Annotated in this window: 12 protein-coding genes; 8 read left to right on the forward strand and 4 right to left on the reverse strand. The window is 69.1% G+C overall.

Features of this window, described 5'->3' with window-relative positions; all coding sequences use genetic code 11:
- Positions 1–100: 100 nt before the first annotated feature.
- From NQO67_RS02005 to NQO67_RS02015, 3 genes are read right to left on the reverse strand one after another with little or no spacing between them, the layout of a single operon-like run.
- Entirely contained in the window at positions 101–1,072 is a 972-nt protein-coding gene (locus NQO67_RS02005) for a DUF1702 family protein (protein ID WP_255945675.1), read from the reverse strand.
- 11 nt (positions 1,073–1,083) lie between these two features.
- Entirely contained in the window at positions 1,084–2,028 is a 945-nt protein-coding gene (locus NQO67_RS02010; protein WP_255945677.1) for a DUF1702 family protein, read from the reverse strand.
- A complete protein-coding gene (locus NQO67_RS02015) occupies positions 2,025–3,833 on the reverse strand; it encodes an NAD(P)/FAD-dependent oxidoreductase (protein ID WP_255945679.1) in 1,809 nt (602 codons plus the stop codon). The genes NQO67_RS02010 and NQO67_RS02015 overlap by 4 nt, the downstream gene beginning before the upstream one ends.
- Positions 3,834–4,275: 442 nt before the next feature.
- On the opposite strand from NQO67_RS02015, the gene NQO67_RS02020 reads away from it, so the two are divergent.
- The gene (locus NQO67_RS02020; protein ID WP_255945681.1) at positions 4,276–5,166 is read left to right on the forward strand and encodes an AfsR/SARP family transcriptional regulator; all 891 of its coding nucleotides are present in this window, start codon (positions 4,276–4,278) and stop codon (positions 5,164–5,166) included.
- A 98-nt stretch (positions 5,167–5,264) separates the two neighbouring features.
- Positions 5,265–5,594, forward strand: coding sequence for an SCP2 sterol-binding domain-containing protein (locus NQO67_RS02025; protein WP_255945683.1), 330 nt, complete (start codon positions 5,265–5,267; stop codon positions 5,592–5,594).
- Between the two features lie 106 nt (positions 5,595–5,700).
- Here the strand turns inward: NQO67_RS02025 and NQO67_RS02030 are convergent, their stop codons facing one another.
- Positions 5,701–6,543, reverse strand: coding sequence for an AfsR/SARP family transcriptional regulator (locus NQO67_RS02030; protein WP_255945685.1), 843 nt, complete (start codon positions 6,541–6,543; stop codon positions 5,701–5,703).
- 189 nt (positions 6,544–6,732) lie between these two features.
- Here NQO67_RS02030 and NQO67_RS02035 point away from each other — a divergent pair, with 189 nt between their 5' ends.
- The 6 genes from NQO67_RS02035 (at position 6,733) to NQO67_RS02060 (ending at position 18,419) form a co-directional block, all read left to right on the forward strand.
- The gene (locus NQO67_RS02035; RefSeq protein ID WP_255945687.1) at positions 6,733–8,550 is read left to right on the forward strand and encodes an NAD(P)/FAD-dependent oxidoreductase; all 1,818 of its coding nucleotides are present in this window, start codon (positions 6,733–6,735) and stop codon (positions 8,548–8,550) included.
- 24 nt (positions 8,551–8,574) lie between these two features.
- The gene (locus NQO67_RS02040) at positions 8,575–10,314 is read left to right on the forward strand and encodes an NAD(P)/FAD-dependent oxidoreductase (protein WP_255945689.1); all 1,740 of its coding nucleotides are present in this window, start codon (positions 8,575–8,577) and stop codon (positions 10,312–10,314) included.
- A gap of 80 nt (positions 10,315–10,394) precedes the next feature.
- Positions 10,395–11,270, forward strand: a complete 876-nt coding sequence (locus tag NQO67_RS02045) for a thioesterase II family protein (RefSeq protein ID WP_255945691.1) — start codon at positions 10,395–10,397, stop codon at positions 11,268–11,270.
- Complete coding sequence (locus NQO67_RS02050; protein ID WP_255945694.1) at positions 11,267–16,927, forward strand: type I polyketide synthase; 5,661 nt, start codon at positions 11,267–11,269, stop codon at positions 16,925–16,927. The genes NQO67_RS02045 and NQO67_RS02050 overlap by 4 nt, the downstream gene beginning before the upstream one ends.
- Positions 16,908–17,183, forward strand: coding sequence for a 4Fe-4S dicluster domain-containing protein (locus NQO67_RS02055; RefSeq protein ID WP_255945696.1), 276 nt, complete (start codon positions 16,908–16,910; stop codon positions 17,181–17,183). Before NQO67_RS02050 ends, NQO67_RS02055 begins: the two co-directional genes overlap by 20 nt.
- Positions 17,184–17,339: 156 nt before the next feature.
- Positions 17,340–18,419 carry a hypothetical protein gene (locus tag NQO67_RS02060; RefSeq protein WP_255945698.1) on the forward strand — a complete coding sequence of 360 codons (1,080 nt, stop codon included), beginning with the start codon at positions 17,340–17,342 and terminating at the stop codon, positions 18,417–18,419.
- The last annotated feature ends 26 nt before the right edge of the window (positions 18,420–18,445 follow it).

The raw sequence follows: 18,445 nt of genomic DNA on the forward strand, positions 1-18,445 counted from the left end.
CGCAGGGCACCGGGTGGCGGCACGGCGAGGGGACACGGCCTCGGCGCACGGACCTGCCGGCGCCGCCCCGCCCGCCGGCGGTGGCCGGATCGGTCCGAGGTCATTCGAACCGTCGGAGAATGCGCTGCCGCCACAGGGCGTACGCCGGCACGTCCGGGTCGCTCGACAGACCCTCCTGGAGCGAGTCGACCACCTCGGCCGCCTCTGCCGACGGCATCCCGCACAGCACCTCGCTCGCGAAGTCGCTGTGTTCGGCGAGGTTGCCGACGCCGTGCCGGATGCTGGCCGACATGGCCGCGCCGACCGCGAGATGCGCCCGGCGCTCGCCCGCGACGTCCTTCAGGCGCTCGACGATCGGACGCTCGACGCCGCCGGTGTAGCCGCAGGCCAACCCCACTCCCTGCCACAGGTCGGCCTGTCGTGACTCGGGGAAGCTCGCGATCTGCGCTCCGACGCGCTCGACGTCGGCGCCCGAGGTGAACCAGATGCTGCGCCCCATCCCGTGGTCGAACACCCGCCGTCCGTAGCCGTGCAGACGCCCCGACACACGCTGTTCGACCACGGAGCTCCTGTGCCTGAAGAACCCTTCGTGGAAGCCGTAACCGTCCATGATCACCCACCCGAACAGCGGATCGTCCAGGCGCCTGCGGAACCGCTCCGGGTTCAACCGCATCCTGGCCAAACCCATGCCGGCGCCGAGGTAGATGCCGTAGACGTACGGGCGCCCCGGGCCCTTGGCGAAGGCCCGGGTGCGCCGCTTCGTCGGCATCAGGGTGTCCAGGGCGGCCAGGCCGATACCGGTGCCCTCGTAGGCGAAACCGGCCAGCTCCTTGTCGTAGGCCTCGAGTCTGGGCACCAGGGTCTCGAAGCGGGAGTCCAGGATGGTGGTCTGGGCGCATTCGGTGACGGTGAACACGACCTGCTTGAGCCGTGCGCTCGAGGCGTCGTCGCCGGCCAACGGCTTCAGCGACGCCGACGGTACGCCGAACCCCTTCCGCATGACGTTGCCGATGAACGTGCGCATCTTGCCCTCGCCCGCGCCGGCAGATGATGCGGGTGCTAGGTCGACCATTGGCTCCCTTTCTAGGTGGACGGACTCGAAGCGCTGAAGGCCTCGAACAGGTGGGTTTGCAGCAGCTCGTAGCCGGGCCGGTCCATGCGGGTGGGCAGGCTGGCGAACGCTTCCTCGACGATCTTCGAGGCGCCCAGGCTGTCGGTGCCGCACAGCACCTCGCACGCCAGGTCGGTGTCGGGCTGGGGGTTGCCGGCACGGTGGCGGCCCCGGGCCGCGAACGCCGCCCCGGTCGCCACGCGCGTCAGGTGCGGAGCGCAGACCTCCCGCAGGCACTCGATCTCCTGCCGCGAGACCCCGCCGACGTAAGAGCAGGCGATGCCGACGCCCAACCAGAGATCGGCGTGCCGGTCAGGCGCGAACGCGGCGATATGGGCAGCGATGCGGTCGATGTCGGCACCCGAGGAGAACCAGATGCTGCGGCCGACGCCCTGATCGAAGAACCGCCGCGCGTACGGCGAGAGGAACCCGGGGACGACCTGCCGATCGACGTACTTGGCACGGGCGAAGAATCCCTGGTGGAAGCCGTATCCGTCCATGACCAGCCAGCGCAGCACCGGGTCGTCGAGCCGGGCCAGAAACGGTTCGGGCCGTCGCCGCATCCGCGCCAGCGCCTCCCCGGCGCCGATGTGCACCATGTACGCGTGGGCGTCCCCGGGCCCGGCGAGGAACTCGCGGAACCGTGATCTCGTCGGCAGCACACAGTCAAGACCGGTCAGCCCCATCGCGACGCCTTCGTGGGCGTACCCGTTCAACGGCTCGGGGACCTGCTCGACGCGCGCCATGATGTCGGCCAGACCGCCGCCGTCGACCACGGCGTGGTAGCCGCCCACCGCCGCTCGGACACCCTCCTCGAGGTGTCGCCAGTTCGCCGAGTCACCGCCCTTGAACGCGAGGATCTGCTTCTCGGGAACACCCATCGCGGCGCGGCGCGCCCGCATCACCATGCCGGTCATCGCGACTGGCCCCCCGCCAGCGCACCCGCTGCGCGGTCGCCCTCGGGTTCCTGCGCCGGCACGGCCGTGTCACCGGTGTGCGGACGAACCGAGAAGTCCCGGCCGCCGCCCCTGGCCAGTCCGTCCGGCCCCACGGTGATCCACGCGTCCTGCGACGTGCCGTGCGCCCGGTAGACGTCGACGAGCCGCATCAGCGCCTTGTCGGCTCGCCACCGATCGGCCTGCCGGCGTCGCACCTCGTCGTCGGCCGCATCGCACTCCGCGATCACCGCCGACACGAGTTCGCCGGCGATCCGCTCCAACTCGTCGAGATTGGCGGCGAACCGGCGGTCGAGCTCGGCATCGGGCAGGTCGCCGGCCATGCCCTCGTGGAAGCGCGTCATGAAGTCGTAGTCGTAGTAGGTGACGAAACCGTCGGCATGACCCTTCGGCTCGACGTCGTACCACTGCCGGAAGAACCGCTGGACCGGCTCGGAGATCGTCGATATCCGTGCCATCTGCGCCACCAGCCGCGGCCGATCGCCCAGCCGCCGGAACTGGTCGTGGTGGAAGAGCAGCGATGCCACCGCCCAGTAGACCCCGGTGTCCCAGATGACCTTCGCGCTCATGACGCGGGCGTTGCCCAGGATCGGGTACTGGTCCTTGTAGATCGGCAGCCAACCGTCGGTGACCAGGAAGAACACGTTGTTGTGTATGGCGGCGAGCTCGCTGACGTCCTCCCCGTCGAGGGCACGGGTGACCAGATCGGTGATCAGCCCGTTGCTCAGCGAGATGACGTCGAACCCCGGCGAGTACAGCGGGTCCAGGAAGATGCCCGCCTCTCCGGTCAGGCACCAGCCCTGCTCGGAGTACACCTGCTCACAGCCGTACGAGTAGTTCCGCAGGACCTTGAAGTCGAGCAGCTTGTCGCGGTGCGTCTCGACGGCCTCGGCGCACTGCGGCTCGTGTTCCCGCAGCCACGTCAGCGCCCTCTCGAAACGGTTGATCTTCTCGAACGGGTGGATTGCGGCGTCGGCGACGATTCCGACGCTGATCGAGTTCGAGGCCAGGGGGATCAGCCACACCCAGTACCCCTCACCCACCAGGTGGTTGGTCGACAGGCGACGCCGGCCGTCGGTGATGCGCTGGTGCCAGCTGGGCAGGCTCGACCACTCGTCGATGTCGATCGGGTGGTCGATCCGGAACCACACGGCGTTCACCTGGTGACCGTTGGGTTTCGCCAACCCGAACTTGCGCTTGAGGAGCGCGGTGCGGCCCGAGGCGTCGAGCACCCACCGCGCCCGGATGCCGCGATGCGTACCGTCCGGCGCCGTCACGCCGACATGGTGCCGCCCGTCGGCATCGGAGATGTCGACCTTGTCGATCCGGTGGCCGACCCACATGTCCACCCCACGAGCGGCCAGCTCGTCGGACAGGTAGTTCTCGAACCGCCCGCGGTCCAGCTGGTAGGTGGCGCCGACGTGCGGCCGGTGCGCGTGACCCAGCTCGACGCGGCGTGTGATGTCGCGGTTGTCGGCCTGGGTGAAGAAGAACCGGAGCCCGAACTTCTCGAGCTGCCGGCTCGTGATGTGCGGTTCCACCTCGAGCACGTCGCGCATGTAGTGCGAGGCGATGTCGACGGTCGATTCCCCCACCTTGTGCGCCGCCTCGGGCGCCCGGGTGTTCTTCTCCACCACCACGATCGAGGTGTCCGGGCGGGCCTTGTGCAGCTGCATCGCCAGGGTCAGCCCGGCCGCGCCGCCGCCCATGATCACTACGTCGAACGCGGAAACCGTGTCGTCGTCGGATGTCTTCTGCTCAGTCACTGTGCTACCTCCGGCACGGTGTCACGGGCGACGAAGGCCCCAGAGCGGTCGGCCTGCATCTCGTCTTGCCTGCGCACCCTAGGGAGCCCGGTTACACCGCACTTACCGCCGATGGAAGATCCACCGGGACGGCCGCTCCCTCGCGCAGCCGCGGTTGCACGAGGAGGGGGCGGCGGCGCTGTGCCCATGACTGATGACTGCGCGTCATAAGTGCCTGCGCGCTGGTGAGTTGGGTGAGTCCCATCAAATTTGAACGATCTACTTGTCTCCTGTGTTTGTGTGGTGCATGAACTTGAGTAACGTGCCGTCACGTGGGTAACGTGCCGTCACTTAGGTAACGCGCCATATCGTCTGTGAACAGCGCTAACTTCTGGCCGGAACCGATGCGTCTCCGCTGGTCAGCGCGATTTTCAGGGAACCTGAGGCAACGGAATGGGGGCCTATGGCTTCTGCATACGCAGTCGAGGATCTGAGCGGCAACGAGGTCGATCATCCAAGGGAGCTCGAAAGGGAAGCTCCCTACCGGGCCTACCTGTTCGGGCATCTGCGGATGTACCGGGGCGATCATCGGGTGACGTTGGAGGCGAGTCGCAAGAAGGGCCTGCACATCCTGCTGTGGTTCCTGCTGAACCCTGGAAAGCCGTGCTCAGCTGATCAGTTCGTCGATACGTTGTGGCCCGAAACCGAACCCGACAAGGCGATCCGAGGGTTCGATGTCAACATGCATGTGCTCAAGCGGCTGCTCGAGCCCGAACTCGGTCCGCGAGAGCGGTCTTCGTTCATCCACCACCATGCCCACCGCGTGTACACCTTCGACCTGGAAGACCTGTGGTGGACCGACGTGGCCGACCTCGAGCTGCTGTTCCGGCGCGGCCACGCCTACGACATCGCCGGCGATGTCGCTCGTGCACGCTTCTACTACCGCCGTGTCTCGGGATATGTCTCGCAGGGCCCCCTGCTCGACGGTGAGTCGAACTCCTGGCTGGAGCGCTACCGGCACAAGTACGTGCTGATGTGCTCGCAGGCGCTCACGCGTCTGATGCAGCTCGACATCGACTACGGCACGGAAGAAGAGCTCCTCGAAACGGCCTACCAGATGTTGCAGCTGGAGCGCTACAACCAGCTGGCGACCAAGGTGATCATCGAAGCGTCGCTGCGGCAGGGCAACCGCGGTCGAGCCGTACGGCGGCTGGAGGCGTTCTGCGATGCCGTTCAGCATGATCTCGGCATGCGGCTGCCGAGGGAGTTCGTCGAACTTCGCCACCAGCTGCTCGGCACGCGCATCTCCTCCGGTGGTCCGTCGCTGCGGGCCGCGAACTTACACCTACGGTAATGGGCAGGGAAGTCTGCTTCCCTACGGTCGTCGCGCACGGGCCGGCGGTCGACGACGCCGGCTCCACCTGAAGGACAAGGCATCAGGAGCGCAATCCCATGGCCCTCACCATTGACGAACTCTTCGACCAACTACCCGGCCGCCTCCGGGCCGAGGAGGCGGCAGGCCTCGAACGCACCCTCCAGTGGCAGCTCACCGACCTCGACCCGGGCGTGTGGGCTGTCGAGATCAAGGACGGTCAGGGACGCCTCATACCCGGCGGCGTCCCCGAGCCGGACACCACGTTCACCACCACCAGCGAGATCTGGCTCGCCATCGCCGAGGGCAGGCAGGACGCGATGAAGGCGTTCATGGCGGGCAAGATGAAGGTCGAAGGCGACATGACGCTTGCGCTCAGGGTCCCCGAGCTCTTCGACACCGAACCCTGATCCCGCCGGGGGCCCGGCCCGTCCCAGGGACGCGCGCCGACCTCATGTGCGCTCCACGCCATGGGGCGGGCTGACCACCTCTCGCGGTCGATCGACCGGCCGCCGGTCACCCGGCCCGCTCTATGCGCTCCCACAGTTGCAGCGCGGTTCGGCTCGGGCCGATCCCGAGTTCGCGGTGGATGGTGTCCAGATAGCCTGCAAGCTGCGTCCGCGCCCCCAACACATTGCCCTGGAGCAGGTTGACCTCCGCGATGGCCGTCGACGCCTCTTCCGAATACGGATCTCGCTCCAGGACCGACAAGGCGATCTGGAGTGCCTTGTGGGTCAGGCCGCGCACCAGGTAGAGCCGCAACAGCCGACTCTCCGTCCCGCGGCGCGCGACGTCGTGCGCCGTGCGAGACGAGTCGAAGGCCTCATCGAAGAGGTTCTCGGGCAGAAACGTTTTGTCGTAGTAGTCCAGAAGTGCCTCGTACGACGTGATCGCCGTCTCGACGTCCCCGTTCGCCTCGGCGCTCTTGCTCTCGGCGAAGAGCCGTTCGACCTCGGCGACATCGGTCCACCAGCAGTCGGCGCCGTCGAACCAGTACCGGCCCTTGCCGTCGAAGCGCACGAACGTCGACGGCTGCCGGGCGGCCAGCGTCGGCTCGAGCAGATACCGCAGGTAGTGCAGCGTCACATGCAGCCGGTTCGGATTGCTGCGCGTCCTGCGGTCGGGCCACAGCAGTTCACCCAACTCCTGTGACTCGATGCGAACGCCCGGGTTCAACAGGAACCACTTCAGCAGCGTGCGTGCGCTGGTACGACCCAGCCCGGCGGCATCGTCGAGTGGTTCGCCGTCGCGCCGGATCTGGAACGGCCCGAAAAGGCGGGCCTCGAACCGGTGCCCAACGGCTTCGCCGGCCGCCTCGCGTCGAACTCCGTGCTGCGCACCTTCCCGCTGTCCCGACATGTGGTCCTTCCGTGATGAGCCTGTTCGACCGCCCACGTCGCCTCCACGTTCGGGCTACCTCACCCCGCTGGAGTGCCGGCAGCGCCTCGAACAAGTACACGCCCTCAGGGCAGCTGTCGTGACCCTTCCGTGCGACGTAAGCGCTCCGAAAGTGCCTGCTGTGACAGTGCCGCAGCGAGGAGGGAACCCATGACTACAGCGTTTCGGGATCGACTGTCCAGGCTGTCGGGCGATCAGCGGGCGGCGCTCGCGGAGTCGCTGCGCGCACGCATGGCGACCGGACCGACCGAGCCAGGGCACTACGACGTGGTCGTTCTGGGCGGCGGTGCCGCCGGCCTGACGCTCGCGCTCCAGCTGCGAAAGACGCTGCCCGGTGTTCGGGTCGTCGTCGTCGAGAGACTCACTCATCCGGTCCCCGAGACCACGCACAAGGTCGGCGAGTCCACCGTCGAGATCGCCGCGCACTACCTGCGTGATGTGCTCGGGTTGCAGGACCACCTCGAGACGCGTCAGATCCGCAAGTTCGGGCTGCGCATGTTCTTCAGCAACCATGACAACTCCGACATCGCCCGCCGCGTCGAGCTGGGCAGCTCGGTGTTTCCGCCGCTGGGCACCTACCAGCTCGACCGTGGCCGCCTGGAGAACGAACTCGGTGTGCGCTGCACCGAAGCCGGGGTCGAGTTCCTCGGCGGCTGCAAGGTGGTCGACGTGGAGCTGCGGCCCGACCAGGTGCGGCACCGGATCCGGGTCACCGGTCCCGACGGCGAGAGCAGCCTGGAAGCGCGGTGGGTGGTCGACGCCTCCGGTCGCAACCAGCTGCTCCAGCGCCACCACCGCAGGCTGCGCAAGCCGGTCGGGCACACGGCGAACGCCGCGTGGTTCCGGGTCGCGCACCCCATCGACGTCGGTACCTGGACCGACGATCCCGCATGGGCCGAGCGGATCGCCGAAGGCGACCGCGCCATGTCGACGAACCACCTGATGGGCGACGGCTACTGGGTGTGGCTCATCCGGCTCGCTTCGGGCTCGACCAGCGTCGGGATCGTCGCCGACGCCGATGCGCACGCGTTCGGCTCCTTCAACACCCTCGACAAGGCGCGTGACTGGCTGCGGCAACACGAACCGCAGTGCGCGGCCGTCGTCGACGAGCACGTGGACGGCATCCAGGACTTCCGGGTGATGCGCGACTACTCCTACGCCTGTGACCAGGTGTTCTCGGGCGAAGAGCGGTGGTGTCTCACCGGTGAGTCCGGGGTGTTCCTCGACCCCCTGTACTCGCCGGGCCTCGACCTGATCGCGATCGGCAACGGCCTCGTGGTCGACCTGGTCACCCGCTCGCTGGCCGGGGAGGACGTCACCGCCCTGGGCGCGATCCACGACGGCCTGTTCCGCAGCGTGGCCGACATCTGGCTGGCGATCTACGAGAAGCAGTACAGCCTCATGGGAAACGCGCAGGTGATGTCGTCGAAGGTCATCTGGGACACCGCGTTCTACTGGGGTGTCTTCGGTCTGCTGTTCTTCAACGACAAGTTCCGCAGTGCGGCCACCATCCCGTCGGTGGCCGCCGACCTGGGGCGGCTGACCCGGATCAGCAACCGGGTCCAGCAGTTCTTCCGCGAGTGGGCGTCGATCGACGACTCCGAGCTGCGCCCGCAGTTCGTCGACCTCTACGCACCGCTGAACTTCATGGTCACGCTGCACGCCGGCATGGCCGACGAGCTCACCGCCGCGGAGTTCGAGTCGCGGTTCAGCGCGAACACCCGCCTGTTCGCGCAGCTCGCCGGGCAGCTGATCAGCACGGTCATCGCCACCTACGCCGAGCGGACCTACGACGACGCCGTCGTCGCGCGCATCCAGGACTGGCAGCGCGACCCGATCATCGCCGACCTGCTGGCCACCTACCGGCGTGAACGGCACCGCAACCCGACCAGCCCCCAGTGGATGACGATCGGCCGGCCCGACGCCGAGCAGCCGGCACCCACCACGCACGCAGCCAACGCAGTCTGAGAGCCCGACCTCTAGGTAGGCGATATGCAAGAGTCGACCAACCCCACCGGGGAGCAGGCACCCGAAACCGTCGATGTGGCCATCCTCGGTGGCGGCATCGCCGGACTCACCCTGGCCCTCCAGCTGAAGCAGTCCATGCCCGACCTCGCCGTCACGGTGATCGAGCGCCAGGCGCACCCCGTTGCCGAGGCCGCCCACAAGGTGGGCGAGTCCAGCGTCGAGATGCAGGCCCACTACCTGCGTGACGTCCTCGGCCTGAAGGACCACCTGGAAAGCGAGCAGCTGCGCAAGTTCGGGCTGCGCATGTTCTTCCCCCATGACGGCAACCACGACATCGCGCGCCGGGTGGAGTTCGGGCAGATCGAGGAAGCGCCCCTGGGTACCTACCAGCTCGACCGCGGCCGTCTCGAGAACCACCTGGGCACCCGGGCCACCGCCGAGGGAGTGCGGTTCCTCGACCACCAGCGCGTCACCCGGGTCGATCTGCGCGGCGGCGACGAGCAGCACCTGATCGAGGTGAACGGCGAGGGCGGGCGCCGGTCGATCGAAGCGCGCTGGGTGGTGGACGCGTCCGGGCGTGCGGGCCTGCTCAAACGACAACTCGGACTCGCCAAACCGAGCTCCCACCATGCGAACTCGTCCTGGTTCCGGGTGGCCCATCCGGTCGACATCGGATCCTGGTCCAGCGACCCCGAGTGGCTTGCCCGCACCGATGTCGAGCGCGGCCCCTACGGCCGCCGCGGTGGCGCCCGCCGGCTGTCGACGAACCACCTGATGGGCCACGGCTACTGGGTGTGGCTGATCCCGCTCGCGTCGGGATCGACCAGCATCGGCATCGTCGCCGACGCAGAGATCCATCCGCACGACGGATTCAACCGGCTCGATCGTGCGCTGGAATGGCTCCGCGACCACGAACCGCAGGTCGCGGCGGACGTCGACGCGCACCGCGACGAGATCCAGGACTTCCGGATCATGCGTGACTACGCCTACAGCTGCAAGCAGGTGTACTCCGAGGACCGCTGGTGCCTCACCGGTGAGGCCGGTGTCTCGATCGACCCGCTGTACTCCTCCGGCGGCGACCTCATGGCGATCAGCAACGGGCTGATCGTGGATCTGGTCCAACGGGACCGCGCCGGCGAGGACATCCGCGAGAAGACCGTCGCGCACAACCAGGTCTACCTGGTGCTCAGCGAGATCTGGCTGGTCGCCTACGAGCGGCAGTACCCGCTGATGGGCAACCCGCAGGTGATGACGGCCAAGGTCATCTGGGACACCATCATGTACTGGTCGGTACCGGGCCTGCTGTTCTTCCACGGCAAGTTCCCACGGCTCGGTGACAGCCCCCAGTCGATGGTCAACCTGTTCCGCGCCTGGAAGATCCACGACCGCGTGCAGCAGTTCGCGCGCGAGTGGCACGCCGTGGACGACCGGCCGGCCGACGGGGTCTTCGCCGATCCCTACACCCTGTTGCCCTTCATCGTCGACCTGCACGAGGGGATGGCCGCCGGGCTGCCGGACGACCAACTGGACGGGCAGTTCGCGCAGAACGTCACGCTGCTCGAGCAGGTCGCCGGACAGCTGGTCAGCACCGTCATCGACCGGCTGCGGGAGACCCCGGAACTCTCGGCCGGCCCGCAGATCGAAGCCTGGCTCGCCGACTCCTTGCTGGCCGAGTGCCGGGAGACGTACCAGAAGATGCAGGAGATCAAACCGATCGACAGCGCATGGGTCACGCTGGGCCGACAAAGCCCCTCGATGGCCTGAGCGGGGAGGCAGGACATGAACCCGGCGACCCGATCGGCCGGCACGGTCGACGACGTTCCCGCCCGGACACAGGACCGCCGATGACCGGACCGACCGGCACCGAGCAGCGCCTGCGCGCGCGACTTGCGAACCTGTCGCCCCAACGACGTGCCCAGCTCGCCGAACGCCTGCGCCGAGACAGGTCGCACGCCCCGGCGGGCCCGGCGTGGTTCGTCCGGCACGGGAGCGCCGATCCGGCCCTGCGGCTGTTCTGCTTCTCCTATGCCGGCGGCGGCACCACGGTCTTCCGCGGTTGGGGCGACCACCTGCCGGACCAGGTCGAGGTGTGCGCGGTCCAGCTGCCGGGGCGCGAGTCCCGGGCCGCCGAGCCCTCCTACCGGCGTCTGGTCCCGCTCGTGGCCGACCTGCACACGGCCATCGCTCCGTTGCTCGACCGGCCGTTCGCGCTGTTCGGGCACAGCATGGGCGCGCTCGTGGCATTCGAGCTGGCCCGGCAGCTCCGGCGGGCCGGCGCGCCGCAGCCGGAGCGACTGTTCCTGGCGGCGTTTCGGGCGCCGCAGCTGCCCAACCCCAACATCCGCATCTACCACCTGCCCGACGAGGTGCTCAAAACGGTCCTCGCCAAGGAAGGCACCCCGCAGGACGTGCTCGACAACGACGAGCTCATGCGCGCCCTGCTGCCGACGCTCCGCGCCGACTTCGAACTGTGCGACACCTACGAGTACCTGCCCGAAGCCCCGCTGTCCGTGCCGGTGTCGGTCTTCGGCGGCCAGCACGACGTGCGGGTCGGGCGAGCGGACCTCGACCAGTGGAAGGTCCAGGCTGGCAACGGGTTCGGCCTCACCATGCTGCCCGGCTCGCACTTCTTCATCCACGGCAGCCAGGACCTGCTCCTGGCCCAGCTCACCAGCGAACTCCAGGCCACGATGCTCTCCGAGGGGGACGCACCCGCATGAGCGATCGACAGGACGGGAATCCCCGGCGCGAACCCCTCGCGATCGTGGGGATCGGATGCCATTTCCCCGGCGGCGCCGACACTCCGGACGCCTACTGGAACCTGCTCTGCGCAGGCGTGGACGCCACCCGCGAACTCCCGCAGGACCGCTGGGAGATCGGCAAGTTCTACGATCCCGACCCCACCAAGCTCGGCAAGATGAGCACCTTCAGAGGCGGGTTCCTCGATCGGGTCGACCAGTTCGACGCCCAGTTCTTCGGCATCTCGCCGCGCGAGGCGATCTGGCTCGACCCCCAGCAGCGCCTGCTGCTGCGGGCCGTCTGGGAAGCCCTCGAAGACGCCGGCCAGGACGCGGACCGCCTCGCCGGCAGCGACACCGGAGTCTTCGTCGGCGGTTTCACCCTGGACTACAAGCTGTTGCAGAACTACGGGGTGCACAGCCGCTACGAACTCCAGGCGCACTCCGCCACCGGCATGATGATGACGATGCTGGCCAACCGGCTGTCCTATGCGTTCGACTTCCGTGGCCCCAGCCTCTCCGTCGACACCGCCTGCTCGGGCTCGCTGGTGGCGCTGCACCTTGCCACCCAGGCCATCTGGAACCGTGAGTGCGCGCAGGCCATCGTCGGTGGCGCCAACGTGATGCTGGCCCCGAACATGACGATCGCCGAATCCAAGGGCGGCTTCCTGAGCCCTGACGGCCGGTGCAAGACGTTCGACGCGTCGGCGAACGGGTACGCGCGTGGCGAAGGCGCAGGCGTGGTCCTGTTGAAGCCGCTCGCCCAGGCGCAGGCCGACCGTGACCCGATCTATGCGCTCGTACGCGGGACCGCCGTCACGCAGGACGGCCGCACCAACGGCATCACCGTCCCCAACGGGGCGTCGCAGGAGGCTGCCATGCGGGCCGCCTACGCGCGGGCCGGGGTGTCGCCCCACGAGGTGCAGTACGTCGAGGCGCACGGCACGGGCACGCCGGTCGGCGACCCGATCGAGGCCGCCGCGATCGGTCGGGTGCTGTCGGCGAACCGGCAGGGCGGCGATCCCGTCTTCGTCGGATCGGTCAAGACCAACATCGGACACCTCGAAGCCGCCGCCGGTGTGGCCGGCCTGATCAAGACGGCACTCTCCCTCAAGCACGGGCGCATCCCGGCCCATCTGCACCTGAAGGACCCCAACCCCGCCATCGCGTTCGACGAGCTCGGGCTGCGCGTGCCCACCCAGTTGACCGAATGGCCGACCAGGAGCGGTCCCCGGTACGCGGGGGTGAACTCGTTCGGATTCGGTGGAACCAACGCCCACGCCGTGCTCCAGGAGCCGCCCGCCGAGGTCGCGGGCCGAACCCGCGGCGACGACCGGCGGCACGTCGTCGTGTTGTCGGCCCGCAGCGCCGACGCGCTGCACGACCTGGCCGAGTCGATGTGCGGGTACCTCGGCGAGACCGACCACAGCCTCGCCGATGTCGCGTACTCGTGCAGCCTGCGCCGCACCCACCACGATCACCGCCTCGCCGTGGTCGCGCAGGACGCACAAGAGGCCAGCGCGCGGCTGCGCGCCCACCTCGACGAGGAGAAGGCGGCCGGCGTGGTCGCAGGTCGCGCCCAGCCGGGAGACAGGCCCAGACTCGCGTTCGTCTTCTCCGGCATGGGTCCGCAGTGGTGGGGCATGGGCCGGCGCCTGTTCGCGACCGAGCCGGTGTTCCGAGCGGCGGTGGAAGCCTGCTCCGCGGAGTTGCAGAGGCACACCGGTTGGTCGCTCGTGACGGAGCTCCTTGCGGACGAGGACCGGTCACGGATGCCCGAGACCGAGGTGGCCCAGCCGGCCAACTTCGCGTTGCAGGTCGGCCTTGCCGAACTCTGGCGGTCCTGGGGGATCGAACCGGACGCGATCATCGGTCACAGCGCAGGCGAGGTCGCCGCGCAGTACGTGGCGGGCGTGCTGAGCCTGGAGGACGCGACCAAGGTCATCTACCACCGCAGCAGTCTGCAACAGCGCACGTCGGGAACCGGTCGCATGCTGGCGGTCGGTCTGACGCCGGAGACCCTCAACAAGGCGGTTGCCGATGCGGGACCGCAGGTGTCGGTGGCGGCGATCAACAGCCCGAGCGCGGTGACGCTCTCCGGCGACGCCGAGGTCCTGGAAGGCATGGCAGCGCAGCTGAAGACGTTCGGCGTCTTCCACCGGTTCCTCCAGGTCAAGGTCCCGTACCACAGCCACTACATGGACCCGTTGCGGGCCGATCTGGAGGCCGGCCTGGCCGACCTGCGCCCGAGCACCGCCAAGCTGCCCCTGTACTCGACGGTCACCGGCAGCCGTATCGACGGCCGCGGGGCCGACGCCCACTACTGGTGGCAGAACGTGCGCGCCACCGTCCTGTTCTCGGCCGCGTTCAGCGAGATGGTCGACGACGGCTGCACCCACTTCGTCGAACTCGCACCGCACCCGGTCCTGGCAAGCTCGATGAGGGAACTGCTCGGCGAGACCGAGCAGGAGAGCCTGGTGGTCCCGTCGCTGCGGCGCGGCGAACCCGAGGACGAGGTCCTGCTGCGGGGGCTGGGTTCGCTGCACAGCCACGGTCACCCGGCGAAGTGGGAGACCTTCCATCCGGCCGACGCCGGGTTCGTCAGGCTGCCGACCTACCCGTGGCAGCTCAAGACCTACTGGAACGAATCGGAAGAGGCCCGCGAGGACCGCCACTACCGGCAGGTACATCCGTTGCTGGGCCAGCGGATGAACGCCGCGCACCCCACCTGGGAGGTGGAACTCAACACCGGTCTCCTGACGTACCTGGCGGACCACCGCGTGCAGGGCAACACGCTGTTGCCGGGTGCGGCGCTCATCGAGATGGCCTTGGCGGCCGCCCACCAGGTGTACGGCGCGGGCGACTACAGCGTCGACGCCCTGCAACTGCGCAAGGCGCTGGTCCTGTCACCGGTGTCGGACGCGCGGGTGCGGACGACGCTGTACCAGGAGCAGGCACGCGTCGAGATCGCCAGTTACGTGGCGCTGCCCAGCGGCGAACGGCAGTGGACGGTCCACGCGACCGCCCAGCTCGGCACGAGCGCCACGGTGCCGGCGCCGCGCGACGTGGCCGGCACCCGTGCCCGGTGCGGCAACCACGTCTCCCAGGACGAGTTCTACACGCAGACGCGCGACATGGGCTTCGAGTACGGGCCCGCCTTCCAGGGCGTACGCGGCATCGTCACCGGTGATCGGGTGGCGGTCGGCACCGTCACCGTTCCCGACGAGATCCGTGCCGGGGCCGGCGACTACCTGTTCCACCCGTGTCTGGTCGACGCCGCCTTCCAGGTGCTGCTGATCGCCGCGACCCCGCGCGACACGGACCAGGAGCGCGGCACGCCGTACCTCCCGGTCGGGGTCGACCGGATCCGCGTGCTGGCGCCGCCCGCCGGGGACATGGTCGTCGTCGCGCACGTGGTGGCGGCCGACCGCTCGCAGGTCGTCAGCGACATCGCCCTGTGCGACGGCACCGGGCGGGTCCTGGTGGAGATCGAAGGGTTCCGCGCACAGTCGCTCGCGGCCGCGGCAAGCCTCTCGCCGGAACGCATCGACCGCGGCCTCTACGAGCTGCAATGGCAGGAGGCCCCCCGAGAGCCCACGGCCACCGACGACATCGCGGCGGCGGCGGAGGTCGCACCGGACGCGACCGGCACCGACGCCGCGTGGGTGATCTTCGCCGACGGGGCGGGCGTCGGTGCCGAAGCGGCGACGATCCTGCGCGCCGGCGGGCGCCGCGTCTTCTGCGTGACCCACGCCGACGTCGGGGAACTCGTCGACGACGGCGACGGCGCGTACACGATCGACCCCGCCGACCCGGCCCACCACCTGGAGCTGATGCGAAGGCTGCGGGACCACGAGATCGGCACGGTGGTGCACCTGTGGAGCCTCGACATCGACGTGGACGAAGCCACGTCCGCCGACGTTCTACAGGCCTCCCAGGAGATCGGCGTGTTGTCGGTCATGGGGCTGATGCAGGCCCTGTCGGCCGAGCTGCCGCAGGTGCCGAAGGTGTGGCTGGCCACCCGCGGAGCGCAGGCTGTCGGCGCGGACGGCCACCGGCCGAACGTCGCGCAGGCTCCGCTGTGGGGACTGGGCCGTGTCATCGGCCACCAGGAGTTCGCGACCCTCTGGGGTGGCCTGTGTGACCTCGACCCGCAGCACAGCGACGCCGAGCAGGCCCGCCTGCTGATCGCCGAGATCACTGCGGGCGACGTCGAGGACCAGGTGGCGCTGCGGGGGAGCGGACGTTACGTCGCCCGTCTCGCGGAGAGCACCCGCCTCACGCCGCCGTTCCCGGCCCGCATGCGGGACGCCGGCAGCTACCTGGTCACCGGCGGCCTGGGTTCGCTGGGACTCCTCGTCGCGCGGTTCCTGGCCGAGCGAGGCGCACGCGACGTGGTCCTGATGGGCCGCACCCCGGTGCCGGCACGGCAGTCCTGGGACGAGCTGCCCGACGACCATCCGCAGCGCGGCCTCGTCGGCAGGCTCCGGGAACTCGAATCGCTCGGCGCCAGGATCCACCTTGCCGCCGTCGACGTGACGGACCCCGACCAGCTGCGGCAGTGGCTGAGCCGGCACCACGAACAGGGCCTGCCGCCGATCGCCGGTGTCGTGCACACCGCCGGCGTCGTCGACGACGAACTCCTGGTGCGCATGGACCGGGCGACCTTCACCAAGGTCCTGCGGCCCAAGCTGCTCGGCGGATGGCTGCTGCACCGTCTCTTCCGGGACGCCGCCCTGGACTTCTTCGTGCTGTTCTCGTCCACCGGCTCGGTGATCGCCTCCCCGGGCCAGGGCAACTACGCGGCCGGCAACGCCTTCCTGGACGCGCTGGCGTGCTACCGGCGCGGGCTCGGGCTGCCCGCCCTCAGCATCGGATGGGGGCCCTGGTCGGTCGGGATGGTCGAACAGCTCGACCTGGAAAAGATGTACGCCCACCGTGGCATCGAGCTCATCACCCCCGAAGCCGGTATGCAGATCCTGGGCCGTGTCCTGCACCAACGCCCGGCCCATCTGGTGGCGATCACCGCCGACTGGGCGAGGGCACGGGAGACCTCGCTGGCGGGCCGACTTCCGCAGATGTTCAGCGAACTCGAGGTACGCGACCAGCGTGACCAGCCCGAGGACAGCGGCGCCGACACCCAGTCCCTGCTCGCCGCACTGCGGCGGGCGGGCGAAGGCGAGCATGCCGCAGTCCTGGGCGACCACCTGCGCGACGTCGCGGCACGGGTGCTCGGTCTGGAAGCGGAGCAGATCAGCACCGAGGAGTCGCTCAGCAACCTCGGTCTCGACTCCATGATGGCGATCGAGATGAAGCACCGCATCGAGGCCGTCCTACAGATCGATGTGTCGGTCCTCGACCTGCTCCAGGGCACCACCATCACCGAGCTCTCGGAAGGGCTGGTCGCGCGGCTCGAGCTCGGCGCACCCGACGCGGACGAGCCGATGCCCGCCGAGGCCGGTGACGCCGGCGATCAGCTCGACGAGCTCGAACGGTTGCTCGCCGAAGCCGCTCCCGACGAACTCGAGGCGCTGCTGCAAGAGCTGGAGGCCGGCCCGCCCGGCGGCGACGACCACCACGATCAAGACGGTGCCGCTCACCGCTCCCAAGGAGGTGCGCATGTCGTACGTGATCACTGAGCCGTGCGTCGACAGCAAGGACTCGTCGTGCTACGACGTGTGCCCGGTCGACGCGATCCAGCCCACGCCCGACGGACCGGACTTCGACAAGCACGACCAGCTGTTCATCGACCCCGTGGCCTGTATCGACTGCGGCGCGTGCGAGGCGGTCTGCCCGGTCGAAGCCATTTACGACGAAGACGACGTTCCGGAGCAGTGGAGGTCGTCGATCGCGGCCAACAGGCAGTTCTTCGCCGACGAGGAGGCAGCGACGTAGCGATCCCCTTTTCCACCCTCCCCACGTGTCCCCTTCGGCACCGTGCACCACTGGTTTCGCCGCGGTCTTTCCGGGCTATGACCGTTCCGCCGTCGCGCTGCGGCGGTGCGCCCGCCGCAGCGCGGGCCGGTGACCAAAAAAAGGGGGGAACACGTGGTGCCCAGGAACAGGAAGACGTGCGCCGTGCTGCTCGGCGTGTCCGCACTTCTCGGAACCGTGCTGTGTGCGCCGTACGCCGCCGGCGCCGCACCGCACGCGGCGCCGGTGGAAGCGGTGCCCAACACGGACCCCGGCTTTCTCCAGGTGTACGACGCCAACGTGGAGAACCTGCCGACCAGCACCGAGACCTGCAAGGGCGACTGGCACGACCTCATGTACTACATGCGGCTCCAGCGGTACCGGCCCGACATCTACCTGGTGCAGCAGCTGAGCGGCCAGGACCAGCTGGACCTGCTGCTGTCCCGGATGGAGGAGCACTTCGGGGAGAAGTTCGAGGGCGTCGTCGCCGAGGCGAACCCCAAGGAGGGGGGCGGCACCTGCGGGCCGGAGAAGGACTACCAGACCAACGCGGTCATCTGGCGCGCCGACCGGCTGGAGCTGACGCTGTCCCAGTCACCGGACAACCGCTGGCAGGCGCAGTACGCACCGGACCCCGACCAGCCGGCGTACTGCGTCAACGGCACGGCCTCGCGTACCAAGGGCGTCAAGGCGCTGCTGCACGACAGGATCGCCGACAAGGACGTGACGGCCGCGTCCTTCCACTGGCCCACCCAGACGAACGGCGGCGGTACGGCGGCCTGTGCCGTGTCCAACGCCGGAGAGTTGAGCAACGAGCTGACGGAGGACGGCTACGGGGTGGCCGACCTGTTCGTGGCCGGCGGTGACACCAACCGCGGCGCCAGCACGCACAACGGCCAGGACGACTGGACGGACTGGTACGCGGCAACCAACGCGGACGTCGGTGGCGCCCACGGCTTCCGGGACGCGGTGTACCAGGGCTGCGGGGGCGACGCGGTGTGCGCGGGGGAGAACTGGTCGATCCAATCCGACAGCGGGCCGCGCCGGATCGACTTCCTGTTCGCCCGCGAGCCCGGCGGCACCCCGGCCGACACCAGCGACACGGTCGTCCCCGACTTCGACGACGCGGACCAGGCCGACATCGCCCTGACCGGGGACGACAACCAGGACCTGAACTACTCCGACCATCGCGCGGTGGGCAGCCGGGTGCACTACTGAGGCCACGGGCAGGCCCCTCCCCGCGG

This window comes from Streptomyces odontomachi (assembly GCF_024435355.1).
Classification (GTDB): Bacteria; Actinomycetota; Actinomycetes; order Streptomycetales; family Streptomycetaceae; genus Streptomyces; species Streptomyces odontomachi.

Bases quoted from the DNA above. Each gene is read 5' to 3' on its own strand.
- NQO67_RS02045 (WP_255945691.1), top strand. From the start codon at position 10,395: ATGACCGGACCGACCGGCACCGAGCAGCGCCTGCGCGCGCGACTTGCG.
- NQO67_RS02050 (WP_255945694.1), top strand. From the start codon at position 11,267: ATGAGCGATCGACAGGACGGGAATCCCCGGCGCGAACCCCTCGCGATC.
- NQO67_RS02005 (WP_255945675.1), bottom strand. From the start codon at position 1,072: ATGGTCGACCTAGCACCCGCATCATCTGCCGGCGCGGGCGAGGGCAAG.
- NQO67_RS02025 (WP_255945683.1), top strand. From the start codon at position 5,265: ATGGCCCTCACCATTGACGAACTCTTCGACCAACTACCCGGCCGCCTC.
- NQO67_RS02055 (WP_255945696.1), top strand. From the start codon at position 16,908: ATGTCGTACGTGATCACTGAGCCGTGCGTCGACAGCAAGGACTCGTCG.
- NQO67_RS02030 (WP_255945685.1), bottom strand. From the start codon at position 6,543: ATGTCGGGACAGCGGGAAGGTGCGCAGCACGGAGTTCGACGCGAGGCG.
- NQO67_RS02010 (WP_255945677.1), bottom strand. From the start codon at position 2,028: ATGACCGGCATGGTGATGCGGGCGCGCCGCGCCGCGATGGGTGTTCCC.
- NQO67_RS02040 (WP_255945689.1), top strand. From the start codon at position 8,575: ATGCAAGAGTCGACCAACCCCACCGGGGAGCAGGCACCCGAAACCGTC.
- NQO67_RS02035 (WP_255945687.1), top strand. From the start codon at position 6,733: ATGACTACAGCGTTTCGGGATCGACTGTCCAGGCTGTCGGGCGATCAG.
- NQO67_RS02020 (WP_255945681.1), top strand. From the start codon at position 4,276: ATGGCTTCTGCATACGCAGTCGAGGATCTGAGCGGCAACGAGGTCGAT.